The organism is Pseudomonas sp. BBP2017 (genome assembly GCF_003024385.1).
Lineage (GTDB): Bacteria > Pseudomonadota > Gammaproteobacteria > Pseudomonadales > Pseudomonadaceae > Aquipseudomonas.
This window is the reverse complement of sequence record NZ_PVZN01000002.1, coordinates 364731-380933: the sequence shown is the minus strand read 5'-3', so window position 1 is coordinate 380933 and position 16203 is coordinate 364731. Positions and strand designations below refer to the sequence as shown.

At 64.5% G+C, this 16203-nt stretch carries 17 protein-coding genes and 1 pseudogene; 13 read left to right on the top strand and 5 right to left on the bottom strand.

What is annotated here, in order from left to right:
- Positions 1–133 precede the first annotated feature (133 nt).
- Positions 134–1024: a pirin family protein gene (locus C6382_RS04550; protein WP_107023344.1), complete on the bottom strand. Its 891-nt coding sequence runs from the start codon at positions 1022–1024 to the stop codon at positions 134–136.
- Positions 1025–1123: 99 nt separating this feature from the next.
- On the opposite strand from C6382_RS04550, the gene C6382_RS04545 reads away from it, so the two are divergent.
- Positions 1124–2029: a LysR family transcriptional regulator gene (locus C6382_RS04545; protein WP_107023343.1), complete on the top strand. Its 906-nt coding sequence runs from the start codon at positions 1124–1126 to the stop codon at positions 2027–2029.
- A 64-nt stretch (positions 2030–2093) separates the two neighbouring features.
- Here the strand turns inward: C6382_RS04545 and C6382_RS04540 are convergent, their stop codons facing one another.
- The 4 genes and pseudogenes from C6382_RS04540 to C6382_RS04525 form a co-directional block, all read right to left on the bottom strand.
- A complete protein-coding gene (locus tag C6382_RS04540) occupies positions 2094–2969 on the bottom strand; it encodes an alpha/beta fold hydrolase (RefSeq protein ID WP_107023342.1) in 876 nt (291 codons plus the stop codon).
- A 16-nt stretch (positions 2970–2985) separates the two neighbouring features.
- Positions 2986–3615, bottom strand: coding sequence for a LysE family translocator (locus tag C6382_RS04535; protein WP_178082741.1), 630 nt, complete (start codon positions 3613–3615; stop codon positions 2986–2988).
- 100 nt (positions 3616–3715) lie between these two features.
- Entirely contained in the window at positions 3716–4306 is a 591-nt protein-coding gene (locus C6382_RS04530) for a 2-hydroxychromene-2-carboxylate isomerase (RefSeq protein ID WP_107023341.1), read from the bottom strand.
- Positions 4307–4335: 29 nt separating this feature from the next.
- Positions 4336–5066 (bottom strand): annotated as a pseudogene (locus tag C6382_RS04525) (SDR family oxidoreductase).
- Between the two features lie 91 nt (positions 5067–5157).
- Here C6382_RS04525 and C6382_RS04520 point away from each other — a divergent pair.
- The 12 genes from C6382_RS04520 to C6382_RS04465 all read left to right on the top strand — a co-directional run bounded on the left by C6382_RS04520 (position 5158) and on the right by C6382_RS04465 (position 16199).
- Positions 5158–5712: a TetR/AcrR family transcriptional regulator gene (locus C6382_RS04520; RefSeq protein WP_107023340.1), complete on the top strand. Its 555-nt coding sequence runs from the start codon at positions 5158–5160 to the stop codon at positions 5710–5712.
- Positions 5699–6295 carry a DUF4157 domain-containing protein gene (locus C6382_RS04515; RefSeq protein ID WP_107023339.1) on the top strand — a complete coding sequence of 199 codons (597 nt, stop codon included), beginning with the start codon at positions 5699–5701 and terminating at the stop codon, positions 6293–6295. The genes C6382_RS04520 and C6382_RS04515 overlap by 14 nt, the downstream gene beginning before the upstream one ends.
- Positions 6296–6390: 95 nt before the next feature.
- Positions 6391–7437 (top strand): class I SAM-dependent methyltransferase, encoded by a 1047-nt coding sequence (locus tag C6382_RS04510; RefSeq protein WP_107023338.1) that lies wholly within the window; start codon positions 6391–6393, stop codon positions 7435–7437.
- Positions 7438–7569: 132 nt separating this feature from the next.
- Positions 7570–8241 (top strand): GntR family transcriptional regulator, encoded by a 672-nt coding sequence (locus C6382_RS04505; RefSeq protein WP_107023337.1) that lies wholly within the window; start codon positions 7570–7572, stop codon positions 8239–8241.
- A gap of 115 nt (positions 8242–8356) precedes the next feature.
- On the top strand, positions 8357–9289 hold the full coding sequence (locus C6382_RS04500; protein ID WP_107023336.1) for a 4-hydroxyproline epimerase: 933 nt from the start codon (positions 8357–8359) through the stop codon (positions 9287–9289).
- On the top strand, positions 9286–10401 hold the full coding sequence (locus C6382_RS04495) for an FAD-binding oxidoreductase (RefSeq protein WP_107023335.1): 1116 nt from the start codon (positions 9286–9288) through the stop codon (positions 10399–10401). Before C6382_RS04500 ends, C6382_RS04495 begins: the two co-directional genes overlap by 4 nt.
- Positions 10394–10630: a (2Fe-2S)-binding protein gene (locus C6382_RS04490; protein ID WP_107023334.1), complete on the top strand. Its 237-nt coding sequence runs from the start codon at positions 10394–10396 to the stop codon at positions 10628–10630. The genes C6382_RS04495 and C6382_RS04490 overlap by 8 nt, the downstream gene beginning before the upstream one ends.
- A complete protein-coding gene (locus C6382_RS04485; protein WP_107023333.1) occupies positions 10627–11883 on the top strand; it encodes an FAD/NAD(P)-binding oxidoreductase in 1257 nt (418 codons plus the stop codon). The genes C6382_RS04490 and C6382_RS04485 overlap by 4 nt, the downstream gene beginning before the upstream one ends.
- Positions 11884–11939: 56 nt before the next feature.
- The gene (locus tag C6382_RS04480; RefSeq protein ID WP_107023332.1) at positions 11940–12689 is read left to right on the top strand and encodes an AraC family transcriptional regulator; all 750 of its coding nucleotides are present in this window, start codon (positions 11940–11942) and stop codon (positions 12687–12689) included.
- A 241-nt stretch (positions 12690–12930) separates the two neighbouring features.
- Positions 12931–13749 carry a transporter substrate-binding domain-containing protein gene (locus C6382_RS04475; protein WP_107023331.1) on the top strand — a complete coding sequence of 273 codons (819 nt, stop codon included), beginning with the start codon at positions 12931–12933 and terminating at the stop codon, positions 13747–13749.
- Positions 13750–13759: 10 nt separating this feature from the next.
- The gene (locus C6382_RS04470; protein WP_107023330.1) at positions 13760–15541 is read left to right on the top strand and encodes an aconitase X; all 1782 of its coding nucleotides are present in this window, start codon (positions 13760–13762) and stop codon (positions 15539–15541) included.
- Positions 15534–16199, top strand: a complete 666-nt coding sequence (locus C6382_RS04465; protein WP_038611630.1) for an amino acid ABC transporter permease — start codon at positions 15534–15536, stop codon at positions 16197–16199. The genes C6382_RS04470 and C6382_RS04465 overlap by 8 nt, the downstream gene beginning before the upstream one ends.
- The last annotated feature ends 4 nt before the right edge of the window (positions 16200–16203 follow it).

Below are 16203 nucleotides of genomic sequence, written 5' to 3'. Positions count from 1 at the left end.
TAACTCCTTGCGTTGGTAGGCCGGTGCCCTGTGGCACCGGACATGAGGGATCAGCGTAACGAATCCAGTTGTTCGTTCTTTTGGGCTACCTGTTGCACCTTGAGATCGAAGGCCACCCGTCGGGTTATTGATACTAGTTGTCGTGACGAGAACCGCCCGCCCCATTCATCTGGCCGAAACGACCGGCACGGAAGTCGTCGAAAGCCTCGGCAATCTCCGCCTCGCTATTCATCACGAACGGGCCGTAGCCGACGATCGGCTCGTTCAGCGGCTCGCCGCTGAGCAGCAGCACCGACACCTCGGTCTGCGCTTCCAGTAACAGTTCGTCACCGGCACGGTCGAACAGCACCAGCTGCGCCGGGCCGACGGCGCGCTCGCCATTGACCAGCAGCTTGCCGCGCAACACCACCAGTGCCGTGCTGCGCCCTGCCGCGCTGGGCAGGCGTAGCGGTGCACCGGGCTTGAGCTGCAAGTCCCAGACATCCATTGGCGTAAAGGTCTGGGCCGGGCCCTGGTGGCCGCGGAATTCACCGGCGATCACCCGCAGGCTGCCGCTACCGGCGCCGAGGGGCACTACGGGAATGTCGGTGCTGAGCAGGGTTTGATACCCGGCCGCTGCCGACTTGTCCTTGGCTGGCAGGTTGACCCACAGCTGGACCATCTCCAGGGGACCACCCTTGGCGGCGAACGCCGGGGAGTGGAACTCTTCATGCAGGATGCCGTTGGCCGCGGTCATCCACTGCACATCGCCAGGCCCGATCAGGCCACCGGCACCGGTGGAGTCGCGGTGTTCCAGTTCGCCTTGGTAGACAATCGTCACGGTCTCAAAACCGCGATGCGGGTGCTGGCCGACACCACGACGGTCCGTGGTCGGGGTGAAGTCATGGGGGCCGGCATAGTCCAGCAACAGGAACGGGCTGATGTGCTGGGCCAGGTTGTCGTAGGTGAACAGGCTGCGTACCGGGAAGCCATCGCCGACCCAGTGCGGGGTGGGGCTGCTATAGACGCCTTGGATCTTTTTCATGAGATGTCTCCTCTCGTGGATGGCTATAACCATACGAGCGCAACGACATCGGCGGTAGATCAGTTAAACTGCCCTCAGCGTTCCATATGGAGAACACTGATGGAAGACCTCAACGACCTTTACTACTTCGCCCAGGTCGTCGATCACGCTGGCTTTGCCCCCGCAGGCCGCGCCCTGGACATGCCCAAGTCAAAACTCAGCCGACGTATCGCCGGACTGGAAGAACGCCTCGGCGTGCGCCTGATCCAGCGCTCGACCCGGCATTTTTCGGTGACCGAAATCGGTCAGGCCTATTACCGCCACTGCGTGGCGATGCTGGTGGAGGCCGAGGGCGCCGCCGAGCTGATCGAGCGCAACCGTGCCGAACCCCAAGGCATTGTGCGCCTGAGCTGCCCGACCGCCCTGCTGGACTTCTGGGTCGGCAGCATGCTGACCCGCTTTATGGTCCAGTGCCCATTGGTGCAACTGCACATCGAAAGCACCAACCGCCAGGTCGACCTGATTCAGGAAGGTATCGACATCGCCCTGCGGGTGCGCGTACCACCGCTGGAAAGCAGTGACCTGGTGATGAAAACCCTGGCCCACAGTAGCCAGTGCCTGGTGGCGTCGCCGGAACTGCGTGAACGTCTACCAAAGCGCCCGGTGCCGGCAGACCTTGCAACCCTGCCGACTTTGCATTGGGGCAAACCACGACGTGACTACCACTGGGAGCTGTTGGGTCCTGATGGCGCTCGCGCCAGCCTGCGCTATCAACCACGGCTGGTCACCGACGATCTGCTGGTGCTACGCCAAGCAGCGATGGCTGGCGTTGGCGTGGTTCATGTGCCGTTGGTCGTCGTACGCGAAGCGCTCGAAAGCGGGCGGCTGGTCAAGGTCACCCCTGACTGGGCACCGGAGTGCGGTGTGGTGCACGCGGTGTTCGCCTCGCGTCGAGGGTTACTGCCGGGTGTGCGCAGCTTGCTGGACTTTCTGGCGAAAGCGTTCGAGGTCAGTGATATCACCTGATATCGCGGGGCAAGCCCCACAGGGGCGCGCTGTGGCAGCGGGCTTGCCCCGCGATAGGCATTCCCTAATGCTGCAGCAAGAACGCCAGCACCCGCTCGCTACTAGCCGCAGGGTCTTCCTGCATGAAGCAGTGCCCGCCCGACACTTGCTCGGCGGTGACCTGTCGATTGTCCTGCGCCCAGCGCTGCACCGACTGCGGCACGAAGGGATAGGTGGTTTCGCCGTAGAATACCTGGCTCGGGGTTTTCACTCGGGTCAGCGATGCCCACATACGCCGCGGGAATGAACTGAAAATCTCCACTTCACGGCTGGGTCGGCACTTGAGCACCACTCCTCCGCCACAATCGCCGATGGCATGCTCGATATACGACTGCAACGCATGCTCGTTCCAGCCCTTGAAGATCCCCCGCCCCTCCAGCGAGGCGCGTGCGGCGCTACGGTCCGGCCAATGACTGCGGCGGGTCGCGGCCTTGCGCGCCAAGGTGTGACGACGATGCAGGCCAACCAGCGCAGCGGCGCCCATGATGCCCATCATCGAGCGGCTGAACAGCACCGGATCGAGCAGTACCGCGCGCTGGAACAACTGCGGCCGATACGCCAGCATCAACCCGGTCAGCACCCCGCCAAAACTGTGGCCGACGGCAAAGCGCGGCACCTCGGCGTATTCGCCACGGCCCGCCTCGAAGGCCTCGATAGCCAACTCTGCGGTACGGTTCCAGCCCTGGAACAGGCCGCCATGGTCACTGTCGCCATGGCCCTGGACATCACACAGCCAGAGGTCGAAGTGTTCTGCCAGGCGCGCCAGCATTGGCTGGTAGACCAGACAGCAAAAGCCGTTGCCGTGGAGAAAATGCAGCAAGGGTTTGCCGCTGGCGGGTGAGCGCCAGCCGCGCAAGGTAAAGCCAGCACTTGTGTCATGGGACCAGGGAATCAACTGCATGTGCCAGCGCACTCATTCAGGAAAAACTCGATTCTACAAAGAGCAGCGGGTAAAGGGATATCACCAGCAACGCCGCCATCAGGACATTGAACAGCATTAACCAGCGCGGGTTCTGCAGCACCGTACGCAAGGCGCTGCCGAACATCACCCAGACGCACACGCTGGGCAGGTTGACCAGGGCGAACACGGTGGCGATGACGATCACGTTGGTGACATAGCCCTGGGCTGGCGTGTAGGTAGTGATGGCCCCCACCGCCATGACCCAGGCCTTGGGGTTGACCCATTGAAACGCTGCCGCGCCCCAGAAGCCGAGCGGTTTACGGCTCTCGGGGTTGCTGACCGACAAGGGCCCGGAGGTGGCGATTTTCCACGCCAGGTACAGCAAGTAGGCCGCGCCGACATAGCGCAGTACGGTATAGATCGGCGGGTAGGCCTTGAACACTTCACCCAGGCCAAAGCCCACCGCCAGCACCATGACCATGAAGCCCACACTGATGCCAATAGCATGGGGAATCGAACGGCGTACGCCAAAATTCACCCCGGAGGCCAGCAACATGGTGTTGTTGGGCCCCGGGGTGATCGAAGACACGAAGGCGAACAGCACGAAGGCGGTTATCAGATCAACTGAGCTGAGCATGGCAGGCATCCAGATCTTTCTTGTGGGCTGCACTGACACTAGCGGAGTCCTGACCCAGGCCGACCATACAGTTACTGAAAATAATACCGTATCACTTGACTGTACCCATTCAAACCAATGCCGCTTCAACGAAATCCAGGCGGTCCTGACCAAAGAACATCTGCTCACCGACAAAGAACGTCGGCGCTCCGAACGTGCCACGGCGCACGGCTTCTTCAGTGGCTTCCTTGAGTGCCGCCTTGACCTGTGGATCTGCGCTCCAGGCTTGATACTGCTCGGGATCGAAGCCTGCTTCGCGCAACACCGTTGCCAACACCTGCGGATCGCCCAGGTTGCGTTGCTGCACCCACATCGCCGGGAACAGCGCATCGAGGTAAGCCTCGAAGCGCTCAGGTTGAAACAATTGCACAGCCAGGGTGCCGCGCATCAGCCCAAGGGTGTTGAGCGGAAAGCCCGGCGGGAACGCCAGGGTCACGCCATAGCGCTCGGCATAGCGCTGAAAATCGGCAAACACATAGCGCGCCTTGGCCGGCACCATTGCTGGCGAAGCATTGCCGGTGGCCTGGAACACCCCGCCCAGCAGCATCGGCCGGTACAGCAGTTGCGCATCATGCCGGGCACACAGCGCCGGCAGTTGGGTCCAGGCCAGGTAACTGGCCGGGCTGCCCAGGTCAAAGAAGAATTCGACGGTTTTGCTCATTGTTCAGAGTCCTTGTTGTTGTCAGAGGCTTACCAACGTTCCATCCACGGCCGCAGATCGAGTTCGAAGGTCCAGGCATCACGCGGCTGCGCGTGCAGGAACCAGTAGCTGTCGGCAATGTGCGCGGGGTCAAGGATGCCGTCCTGCTCCTTGAGCGCATAGCGCTCGGGGAAGCTGTCGCGGATGAATGCAGTGTCGATGGCACCGTCCACCACCACATGGGCGACATGGATATTACGCGGCCCAAGCTCACGGGCCATGCTCTGCGCCAGGGCGCGAATGCCATGTTTAGCCCGGCGAACGCAGCAAAGCCGGCAGCGCCGCGCAGGCCGGCGGTAGCGCCAGTGAACAGAATGGTTCCGTGCTCACGGGTCACCATGCGCCGGGCCACGGCCTGACTGGTCAGGAAGCCGGCGAAGCAGGCCATTTCCCAGATCTTGAAGTACTTTCGTGCGGTCTCGTCGAGAATGCTGCACGGCACGTTGGCGCCAATATTGAACACGAACGCCTCGATCGGGCCGAGGGTAGTTTCGATCTGTTCAACCAGCGCCGCCACCTCCTCTTCCTTGCGTGCATCGGAGGCAAAGCCATGCGCCTCGCCACCCGCGGCACGAATCTCGTCCACCAGCTGCTGCAGCTTGTCGGCGCTGCGCCGGGTCACGCAGGCGATATAGCCCTCGCGGGCAAAACGCTTGGCAATCGCTGCGCCGGTGGCATCACCGGCCCCTACTACCAACACCACTTTCTTGCCCTGGGTCATCCATCGCCTCCATTGGTAAACGATCATTTAGTAAACGAACGCTATGCTATGATCCAGGCTTCGTCAAGTCAGTGCTACGGAGAAAGTCGGCGTGCGCTACTCCACCACCCACAAGGAACAAACCCGGCAGAAACTGCTGGAGAGCAGCGGCGCCCTAGCCAAGCGCGGCGGCTTCAATGCCACTGGCGTCGCCGGCCTGATGAAGGCCATCGGCCTGACCGGGGGGGCGTTCTACAACCACTTCCCGTCCAAGGACGACCTGTTCACCGAAGTGGTGCGCCGCGAACTGTCGCTGAGCCCCATGGCCCAGCAACCGATGAACCGCCAGCGCCTTGAACGCTGCCTGGACCATTACCTGAGCCTGGCCCACGTGCACAACCCCGAAGGCGGTTGCGCCATCCCGGCCCTGGGTGCCGAAATCGCCCAGGCGCCGCTACCAGTGCGTGAAGAGGCCGAACACTGGCTGCGCACCCTGCAACACGCCTGGGCCGACACCCTCGAAGACCCCGACCTGGCCTGGGCCCTGCTCAGCCAGTGCGTGGGCGCGCTGGTGATCGCGCGCATGCTGGCCAACCCATCCAGCCAGCAGGAAGTGCTCAAGGCCTCCCGTGAGTTTCTCGCCGGGGCCTTGCATGAGAGTCCTTGAACCGCTGTTGCTTGGTCTGGCCCTGCTCGCCCCGCTCAACGCCCTCGCCGCCTGCCCCGCTGGCCAGTACGAAATCTGCCTGGGCAGTTGCATCTGCTCGCCGATTGATCCGGGCGAGGCCCGTAGCGTGCTCAACGACCTCGGGCGCATAGCCAGCAACTCCCTGGCACTGGCCCTGCAACAGGCGCGCGACACAGCGGCGGCCGGTACGGTGCTGCCGATTCCCCTGCACATCCGCGCCCAGCTTGAGCCGTATTACGACTTCCAGGTGCTGGATGCGGCGCGCTACAAAGTCGGCGACCAACAGGCCCTGGACAGCGCCAACGCCTTGCTGCAGAACCCCGACGTCAACGCCGTGACCCTGATCGACATCATCGTCTTTCGCAACGAGGCCGATGCCCAGGACAACGCTGCGCTCTGGGCCCACGAACTGCACCATGTGCAGCAGTACCAGCAATGGGGCGTGGAAGAATTCGCCCGGCGCTACTCGCGTGACTTCGATGCGGTCGAAGCACCGGCTTACCAGATGCAGTCGAAAGTCAGCAAAGCGCTGCGCGAACGCTCATCCGGTCAGGCGCGCTGAACTAGACTTAATAGTTGCCCCACGAGAAATGGCCCGAGGTCGTCGCCTGGCGTGACGACCCCGTTGACGTTGGACTTCTTGCAGGAGAACACGCAATGGACGAAGCCAAACTGAATGACTTCATGGGAAAACTGGTCAACGACATGGGCGCCGCCGCGCTGTTGGCCAACCTGATCCTCGGCGATGAGCTGGGCCTGTACCGGGCCATGGCCGACAGTCAATTCATCAGCCCCGAACAACTGGCGCAAAAGACCGGCTGCAATGCCCGGCTGCTGCGCGAATGGCTCAGCGCCCAGGCTGCATCGGGCTATATGGAACACCAGGACGGCCGCTTTCGCCTGCCCGAGGAGCAGGCCATGGCGCTGGCCATTGAGGACTCACCGGTTTACGCCGCTGGCGGTGCTTCGGTAATTGCCGCGCTGTTTCACGACAAAGACAAACTGGTGGCCGCCATGCGCGGCGACGGTGGCCTGCCCTGGGGTGACCATCATCCCTGCATGTTCAGCGGCACTGAACGCTTCTTCCGTCCCGGTTACCGCGCCCACTTGGTGAGCGAATGGCTGCCGACCCTGAAGGGAGTGGTCGATAAACTGCAGGCCGGGGCCAAGGTCGCCGACGTTGGCTGCGGCCATGGCGCCTCAACGGTGATCCTGGCCCAGGCCTTTCCTGCTTCACAGTTCTACGGCTTCGACTACCACGCGCCGTCGATCACAGTGTCCAGCCAGCGCGCTACCGAAGGTGGGGTAGCGGAGCGCACACAGTTCATCCAGGCCAGCGCCAAGGATTTCCCCGGCAAGGATTACGACCTGATCTGCTACTTCGACTGCCTGCACGACATGGGCGACCCGGTAGGCGCTGCCCGCCATGCCTACAAAGCGCTCAAGGACGACGGCACGGTGCTGTTGGTCGAGCCTTTTGCCAAGGACAGCCTGGAGGAAAACAGCACACCAGTGGGTCGCCTGTTCTATGCCGCCTCGACCTTTATCTGCACGCCCAACTCGCTGTCCCAGGAAGTGGGTCTGGGGCTCGGTGCCCAGGCTGGGGAAGCGCGCTTGCGTGCGGTGTTCGAGGAGGCTGGTTTCAAACATTTTCGCCGGGCCACGGAAACGCCCTTCAATTTGATTCTGGAAGCTCGCAAGTAGCCTCTTTTCGCGGGGCAAGCCCGCTCCCACCGGTTGATCTGCTCATACGGTGGGAGCGGGCTTGCCCCGCGAAACCCTAGGGCGTACTAAATTCGTATACCATATCCACAAAGAACTTCGGACGACGCCACCGTGACCGTACCTCGCCTTAACGCCCCGGATCTGGGCAACACGCCTTCGACCTCGGAAATCATCACCCATCACCTGCGCGATGCGATCATTGCCGGGCACTTCGCCGAAGACGAACCGATCCGTCAGGACGACATCGCTCGCCAGTTCAACGTCAGCAAGATCCCCGTACGCGAGGCGCTCAAGCGCCTGGAGGCGGAGGGGCTGGTGATGTTCCAGCGCAATCGCGGGGCGATGGTTACGCGCATGTCCGAACCTGAGCTGGCGCAGATGTTCGAAGTGCGCATGCTGCTCGAAGACAAGGCGCTGCGCCTGGCGATCCCGAACATGACCGAAGAAACCTTCGCGCGCGCCGAACGGATCTGCCAGGAGTTCGTCGGCGAGAACGACGTCGGGCGCTGGGCCGAGCTGAACTGGGAGCTGCACGCCTGCCTGTACGAGCCTGCGCAGCGGCCCTTTCTGGTGAACATGATCCGCTCGGTGAACGACAAGCTGGAGCGCTACCTGCGCATGCAGATGAGCCTGTCGGCGGGCAAGGATCGCGCCGATCATGAACACCGCGAGATCCTCGATGCCTGCCGGGCCAAGGATGTCGAACGTGCCGTCACCCTGCTTGACGAGCACATCGCCGGCGTCTGCAAGACCCTCTTCGAGCACCTGCCGCAGACCAAGTGACAATGGCGGGTCGCTGTGCTGATTTCGTCGTCGACATGGCTTAAAGTCATCAAGCCTGCAAGCCAGGGGACACGCCACTCTGTCGTTCACTTCCCGGAACGGACGCGGCCTCCCCATGAAACGCATCAGTGTGATCGACTCCCACACCGGCGGCGAACCCACCCGCCTGGTCATCGACGGCTTCCCTGCACTTGGCCACGCCAGCATGGCCGAACGCCGCCAGCGCCTGGCCCAGCAGTACGACCAATGGCGCAGCGCCTGCATGCTGGAGCCGCGTGGCAGTGATGTGCTGGTTGGCGCGCTGTTGTGCGAGCCGCTGGACCCGAGCGCCTGCGCCGGGGTGATCTTTTTCAATAACACCGGCTACTTGGGTATGTGCGGCCACGGCACCATCGGTCTGGTGGTGTCGCTGGCGCACTTGGGCCGCATCGGCCCAGGGGTGCACCGTATCGAAACCCCGGTCGGCACCGTGCAGGCGACCCTGCACGAAGACAACTCGGTCAGCGTGCGCAACGTGCCTGCCTACCGTTACCGCAAGGACCTGACACTGGAGGTGCCGGGCATCGGCCAGGTGGTTGGCGATGTGGCCTGGGGCGGCAACTGGTTCTTCCTGATCGCCGAGCACGGTCTGAACGTCGCCGGGGACAACATCGAAGCGCTGACAGCCTATACCTGCGCAGTACAACAGGCGCTGGAGAATCAGGGCATTCGCGGCGAAGACGGCGGCCTGATCGATCATATCGAGCTGTTCGCCGACGACCCGCACGCCGACAGCCGCAACTTCGTGCTCTGCCCCGGCAAGGCCTACGACCGTTCGCCCTGCGGCACCGGGACCAGTGCAAAACTCGCGTGCCTGGCCGCCGACGGCAAGCTGCAACCAGGCCAGGTCTGGCGTCAGGCCAGTGTGATCGGCAGCCAGTTCGAAGGCTCGTTTGAAACCGACGGTGAGCGCATCGTCCCAACCATTCGCGGCCGCGCGCACATCAGCGCCGAAGCCACACTCATCCTGCAGGAAGACGATCCGTTCGCCTGGGGCATCCGCCCGTGAGCCGTGGTGCCGCGGCCGATGTGATCGTGATCGGCGCCGGGATCATCGGCGCCGCCTGCGCGCAGTCGCTGGCCGCGCGGGGGCTGCAGGTGCTGGTGCTCGATGCCGGTCTGCACGGCGCCACGGCAGCCGGCATGGGCCACCTGCTGGTGCTCGACGACAATGCGCCAGAGTTGGCGCTCAGCCAGCATTCGCTGCAACGCTGGCGCTCAATGGCTCCCCAGCTACCCGAGGACTGCGCTTACCGCAGCAATGGCACCCTGTGGCTGGCGGCCAACGCCGAAGAGATGGCTGTGGCCGAACACAAATTCAGCGTGCTGCAAGCCCAGGGCGTAGCCTGCGAGCTGGTTGCCGGACACGCCCTGCGCCAGCGCGAACCGGCTCTACGTCAGGGGCTGGAAGGTGGTCTGCTGATCAACGGCGACGGCATCCTTTATGCCCCGGCCACCGCCCGCTGGATGCTGCAATCGCCGCGGATCGAACAGCGCCGGGCACGGGTCACTGCAGTGCAGGGCAAGCGGGTGCGCCTGGACGACAGCCAGTGGCTGAGCGCCGATGCGGTGGTGCTGGCCAACGGCATCCAGGCCACCGACCTGTGCCCGGAACTGCCGATCGAGCCGAAGAAAGGCCACCTGCTGATCACCGACCGCTACCCCGGCACCGTCACCCATACGCTGGTGGAGCTGGGCTATGTGACCAGCGCGCATAACGCCAGCGGCCCGTCCACCGCCTGTAACATCCAGCCGCGCCCGACCGGCCAGCTGTTCATCGGTGCTTCGCGCCAGTTCGGCACCAGCGACCCGGCCGTTGAAGGCTGGATGCTGGCGCGCATGCTCAAGCGCGCGACTGAATACATGCCGGAGCTGGCGCATTTGAACGGCATCCGCGCCTGGACCGGCTTTCGCGCCGCCAGTCCCGACGGCTTGCCGCTGGTGGGCCGACACCCTCATCAGGATGGCCTGTGGCTCGCGGTCGGTCACGAGGGCCTCGGTGTCACCACCGCCCCGGCGACGGCCGACCTGCTGACCGCACAACTGTTCGACGAAACGCCAGCGCTGGCGATCCAACCCTATCTGCCTGAACGCTTCCTGGGAGCACTCACCCATGCCTGACCTGACCCTCGATGGACGCCCACTGCAGGTGGCCGATGGCACCAGCGTGGCTGCCGCACTGGCGTTGGGCGGCGATGGTTGCTCACGCACTTCGGTCGGCGGTCAGCGCCGCGCACCGCTGTGCGGCATGGGCATTTGCCAGGAATGCCGGGTACACATCGACGGCCGCCGGCGTCTGGCCTGCCAGACCCTGTGCCGCGACGGCATGCAAGTGGAGACCCGAGCATGAGCGAACATGCCAACCTGTTGATCATCGGCGCCGGTCCCGCCGGCCTTGCCGCAGTACTGGCCGCCGCGCCCCGTGCCGCGCGCATCGTACTGCTCGACGACAACCCGCTGCCGGGCGGGCAGATCTGGCGCGACGGGCCCCAGGCCAAAGTGCCCGCCCAAGCCCGTCAGCTGCGCGAGCAGGTACTCGCCTGCAGCAATGTGCACTACTACAGCGGCACGCGCGTGATCGCCCAGCCCGGCCCGGACACCCTGCTGGTGGAAGACGCCGAGCGTGGCTGGCAGATCCGCTACGACCGGCTGATCCTCTGCACCGGCGCCCGTGAACTGCTGCTGCCCTTCCCCGGCTGGACCCTGCCTGGAGTGACCGGTGCCGGCGGTTTGCAGGCACTGATCAAGGCCGGACTGCCGGTGCGCGAGCAACGTATCGTGATCGCTGGCAGCGGGCCGTTGCTGCTAGCCAGCGCCGCCACTGCCAAAGACCACGGTGCCCGGGTGCTGCGCATCGCCGAACAGGCCTCGCCCGCCGCCGTCGCCGGCTTTGCCGCGCAATTGCCGCGCTGGCCGCAAAAACTCCTGCAGTCCTTCAGCCTGTTCGACCGCCAGTACCGCAGCGCCAGCCATGTACTTGCCGCGCTGGGTAGCGATCGCCTGGAAGGTGTGCGCTTGATGCAAAACGGCAAGATCGTGGAAATCGCCTGTGATCGACTGGCTTGTGGCTTTGGCCTGATCCCCAATATCCAGCTGGCCCAGGCCCTGGGCTGCGCCGTCGCGCATGACGCCGTTGCCGTGGACAACTGGCAGGAGACGACGCTGCCCGGCGTTTACGCCGCAGGTGAGTGCACCGGCTTCGGCGGCAGCGAACGGGCCCTGGTGGAAGGTGCTATTGCTGGCCATGCCGCAGTTGGCAATCGCCAGGCGGCGCAGCGGCTGTTGCGCCAACGCGCCCGCTGGCATGGGTTCGCCGATGCCCTGAACAAGGCCTTCGCCCTCGACCCGGCGCTCAAGTCGCTGGCGGCTGCCGACACCCTGGTGTGCCGCTGCGAAGATGTCGCCTATTCCGCCCTCGCCGTCCACAGTAACTGGCGCGACGCCAAGCTCGCCAGCCGCTGCGGCATGGGCGCCTGTCAGGGCCGGGTCTGCGGCGCGGCCACCCGCCACCTGTTCGGCTGGCAACCCTCGGCGCCGCGCCCGCCGTTCAGCCCGGCGCGCATCGACACCCTGCTGTGCCTGGAGGAAACGCCCGGCGCTTGAGATAAGCGCTGGGGACACTCTATGATCCCGACGGTCGCCCCCGGACCGTCAGCGCCATGCACGCCACGCTCAACCACTTCGCCCCCTGCGATCTGCCGACCCTGCTGAGCAGCCTGCAGCCGATCGCGCCGCTGCTCGACACCCTCAACGACGTGGTGTTCTTCATCAAGGACCGCGAAGCGCGTTACGCCTTCGTCAACCAGACCCTGGCCCGGCGCTGCGGCCGCAAGCACTGCGACGAGCTGCTCGGGCTCACCGCCGAACACGTGTTCCCCGCCCGCTTCGGCCCGCTCTACACCGAGCAGGACCGCCGCGTGCTGAGCAGTGGCCGGGAACTGGCCGACCAGCTTGAGCTGCACCTTTACTTCGGCAACCAGCCGATCTGGTGCCTGACCCACAAACGCCCGCTCAAGGATGCCGACGGCAGCATCGTCGGCCTCGCCGGGATCTCCCGTGACCTGCAATTGCCGCAGTCGAACCACCCGGCGTTCCAGAAACTCGCCGCCGTCGACGCGCATATCCGCAGCCACTTCAGCCGCCCCATCAGCCTCGCCGAACTGACCGCCATCGCCGGGCTGTCGATCGCGCAGCTGGAGCGCCATTGCAAACGGATCTTCCAGCTCACGCCGCGGCAGATGATCCACAAAGCGCGCCTGGAAGAAGCCTCACGCTTGCTGCAAGACCTCGACCTGCCGATCACCGACATCGCCCTGCGCTGCGGTTACACCGACCACAGCGCCTTCAGCCGCCAGTTCCGCGCCCTCACCGGGCTTTCGCCCAGCCAGTACCGCGACAGCCAACGCTGAGTGTTCCTTTCCGGGGCGCTGCGCGCACGCAGTGCTCCCATATGTAACACCCGTCATACACCCGGCCAGGCACGCTGAAACCTCCCACAGCAGCCGCTCCTTCTGTCAGACGCCCTAGTGCAAGGGCTGAAGGACAATTCCTGCGACAACACAAAAATAGGCACGGCCATTGCACTTTAAAATATCGTATACGAAATCTCAGCTACGATATTTAACAGCACTCACCCACCACGAGGCACCTATGAAAAACCGCACATTTGCCGTAGCCCTCAGCGCTGTTCTCAGTACCGCCTGCATTGCCAACGCCCAAGCCGACAAGCTCGATGACATCATCGGCTCCGGCAAGCTGCGCTGCGCCGTAACCCTGGACTTCCCACCGATGGGTTTTCGCGACGAAGCCAACAAACCCGCCGGGTTCGACGTCGACTACTGCAACGACCTGGCGAAAATCCTCGGGGTCGAGCCCGAAGTGGTCGAAACGCCCTTCCCTGACCGCATTCCGGCCCTGGTTTCCGGTCGCGCCGACGTGATCGTAGCATCCACCTCCGACACCCTGGAGCGAGCCAAGACGGTCGGCCTGACCGTACCCTACTTCGCCTTTCAGATGGTCGTGCTGACTCGCGACAATACCGGCATCAACAGCTTCGATGACCTCAAGGGCAAGGCGCTGGGCAACACCAGCGGCACCTATGAAGCCATCGCCCTGGAGAAGGACGTGAAGCGCTGGGGCAGCGGCAGCTTCCGCGCCTACCAGTCGCAGAACGACACCCTGCTCGCCGTCGCTCAGGGCCACATAGACGCCACCGTGGTCACCAACACCGTCGCCGCCGCCACCCTTAAGTCCGGCAAGTACAAGAACCTCAAGGTCGCCGGTAACGCGCCCTACGTGATCGACTACGTATCGCTGGGCGCCAAGCGCAACGAGTACGGTCTGCTGCGCTACCTCGACCTGTTCGTCAACCAGCAGGTGCGCACCGGGCGCTACAAGGAGCTGTTCACCAAGTGGGTGGGGACCGAAATCGCCCCGACCGACCTGACCGTGCCACAGGTTTACTACTGAGGTGGGTAGCATGACCAGCACTCCCAAACCCCTGGCCGGGCGTAGCCTGGTCGAGGGCGCGGCCCAGGGCGAACTGCTGTTCGCCGACACCGGGCTGAGCTTCTGGGGCGGGGTCGACCCGTTCAGCGGCGAAGTGATCGACCGCCATCACCCACTCAGCGGCCAGAGCATCGCCGGGCGTGTGCTGGCGATCCCCAGCGGACGCGGCTCGTGCACCGGCAGCAGCGTGATGATGGAACTGATCAGCAACGGCCACGCACCGGCAGCATTGGTGCTGGCCGAGGCCGACGAGATCCTGACCCTCGGCGTGCTGGTCGCGCAGACCCTGTTCGGGCGCTCCTTGCCGGTGCTGTGCATCGGCAAGGAGGCTTTCGCCGGTTTACGCGGCGCAGGCTTTGCGCGGGTTGAAGGAGAGCGCCTGAGCCTGTTTGCCCAGGCGCCCGCCGCCCCCTGGCAGGCCCCGTCGTTTACCCCGGCTGACCGGCCATTGAGCAGCGCCCTGAACCTGAGCCCGCAGGACCAGGCGCTACTTGATGGCAGCCATGGCAAAGCGGCGCAGATGGCGATGCAGATCGTCCTGCGCATGGCCGAGCTGCAAGGCGCCGAGCAGTTACTGGACGTGACCCAGGCGCATATCGACGGCTGTATCTACACCGGCCCCGCCAGCCTGCGCTTTGCCGAACAGCTGGTGCAGTGGGGGGCGAAGGTGCGGGTGCCGACCACGCTCAATTCCATTTCGGTCGACCAGCGCCGCTGGCGCGAACTGGGCATCGACCCGGCGCTCGGCGAGCCGGCCAGTGCCCTGGGTGATGCCTACATGGCCATGGGTGCGCAACTGAGTTTTACCTGCGCACCTTACCTGCTCGACAGCGCGCCGACCCTGGGCGAACAGGTGGTCTGGGCCGAATCAAACGCGGTGGTCTACGCCAACAGTGTGTTGGGTGCGCGCACGCTCAAATACCCGGACTACCTCGACATCTGCATCGCCCTGACCGGCCGGGCGCCGAGCATCGGCTGCCACCTCGACAGCCAGCGCAAGGCCCAGCTGATTGTCGAAGTGCCGCAGCTGGCCGACCTCGACGACAGCTTCTACCCCCTGCTCGGCTACCACATCGGCGCCCTGTCCGGTTCGCGGATTCCTCTGGTGCGCGGGCTGGAACAGGCGCAACCCAGCCTGGACGATCTCAAGGCGTTCGGCGCCGCCTTTGCCACCACCTCTGCCGCGCCGCTGTTTCATATCGCCGGGGTCACGCCGGAAGCGCTGGAGCCGGCGCAAGTGCTTGAACCCGGCGCCCCCCTGCCCTCCGAGCGCCTGCAACTGGCGGAGCTGCTGCACAGCTGGCGCGAGCTCAACAGCGCCCGCGAGCCTAGAGTCGACGTGGTTTCGCTGGGCAACCCGCATTTCTCGCTCAGCGAGTTCGCAGCGCTTGCCAGCCTGTGCCGGGGCCGGCACAAACACCCGGAGGTGGTGGTGGCGATTACCTGTGGCCGCGCGGTGCTCGAACAGGCCCGCGCCGCCGGGCATATCGTCGAGCTCGAACGCTTCGGCGTGACCCTGGTGACGGACACCTGCTGGTGCATGCTCGGTGAGCCGGTGATCCCGCCAGCGGCGCGCACGCTGATGACCAACTCGGGTAAATACGCCCACTACGGGCCGGGTCTGGCCGGTCGCCCGGTGCATTTTGCCAGCCTCGCCGAGTGTGTCGAATCGGCCTGCAGCGGCCAGGCCAGCGGTCGCCTGCCAGCCTGGCTGCAACCTGCCGTCTGCAAGGAGAGCCCCGCGCATGTTTGACTACACCTTCCAATGGCGCTCGGCCCTGCGCGCCCTGCCAGACATGCTGTCCGGTGCCTGGGTCACCTTCGAGACCGCCGCGCTGTCAATGATCTTCGGGGTGCTGATTGCCCTGGCCCTGACCGTGATGCGCGAAGGCAAACAACCACTGCTGCGCGGTTTTGCCAATGGCTGGGTGTCGATCGCGCGCAACACCCCTTCGCTGTTCCAGATCTACATCCTGTACTTCGGTCTCGGCTCGATGGGCCTGCATGTCAGTTCGTGGATCGCCCTGCTCGCGGGGATCACCTTCAACAACGCCGGCTACCTGGCGGAAAACTTTCGCGGCGGCCTCAAGGCGGTGCCGACCACGCAGATGCGTGCGGCCCGCTCGCTAGGCATGAGCGCCTTCCAGACCTACCGGATGATCGTCATTCCGCAGTTGCTGCGGGTGGTGTTCTACCCGTTGACCAACCAGATGGTCTGGGCGGTGTTGATGACTTCGCTGGGAGTGATCGTCGGCCTGAACAACGACCTCACCGGCGTGACTCAGGACTACAACGTCAAGACCTTCCGCACCTTCGAATACTTCGCCCTGGCGGCGGCGCTCTACTACGTGATCGCCAAGGCGATTGTGGCGGTAGCGCGGCTGATGGCCTGGCGCTTGTTCCGCTACTGAGGAG

Bases quoted from the DNA above. Each gene is read 5' to 3' on its own strand.
- C6382_RS04550 (WP_107023344.1), bottom strand. From the start codon at position 1,024: ATGAAAAAGATCCAAGGCGTCTATAGCAGCCCCACCCCGCACTGGGTC.
- C6382_RS04545 (WP_107023343.1), top strand. From the start codon at position 1,124: ATGGAAGACCTCAACGACCTTTACTACTTCGCCCAGGTCGTCGATCAC.
- C6382_RS04540 (WP_107023342.1), bottom strand. From the start codon at position 2,969: ATGCAGTTGATTCCCTGGTCCCATGACACAAGTGCTGGCTTTACCTTG.
- C6382_RS04535 (WP_178082741.1), bottom strand. From the start codon at position 3,615: ATGCCTGCCATGCTCAGCTCAGTTGATCTGATAACCGCCTTCGTGCTG.
- C6382_RS04530 (WP_107023341.1), bottom strand. From the start codon at position 4,306: ATGAGCAAAACCGTCGAATTCTTCTTTGACCTGGGCAGCCCGGCCAGT.
- C6382_RS04515 (WP_107023339.1), top strand. From the start codon at position 5,699: ATGAGAGTCCTTGAACCGCTGTTGCTTGGTCTGGCCCTGCTCGCCCCG.
- C6382_RS04510 (WP_107023338.1), top strand. From the start codon at position 6,391: ATGGACGAAGCCAAACTGAATGACTTCATGGGAAAACTGGTCAACGAC.
- C6382_RS04500 (WP_107023336.1), top strand. From the start codon at position 8,357: ATGAAACGCATCAGTGTGATCGACTCCCACACCGGCGGCGAACCCACC.
- C6382_RS04490 (WP_107023334.1), top strand. From the start codon at position 10,394: ATGCCTGACCTGACCCTCGATGGACGCCCACTGCAGGTGGCCGATGGC.
- C6382_RS04485 (WP_107023333.1), top strand. From the start codon at position 10,627: ATGAGCGAACATGCCAACCTGTTGATCATCGGCGCCGGTCCCGCCGGC.
- C6382_RS04480 (WP_107023332.1), top strand. From the start codon at position 11,940: ATGCACGCCACGCTCAACCACTTCGCCCCCTGCGATCTGCCGACCCTG.
- C6382_RS04475 (WP_107023331.1), top strand. From the start codon at position 12,931: ATGAAAAACCGCACATTTGCCGTAGCCCTCAGCGCTGTTCTCAGTACC.
- C6382_RS04470 (WP_107023330.1), top strand. From the start codon at position 13,760: ATGACCAGCACTCCCAAACCCCTGGCCGGGCGTAGCCTGGTCGAGGGC.
- C6382_RS04465 (WP_038611630.1), top strand. From the start codon at position 15,534: ATGTTTGACTACACCTTCCAATGGCGCTCGGCCCTGCGCGCCCTGCCA.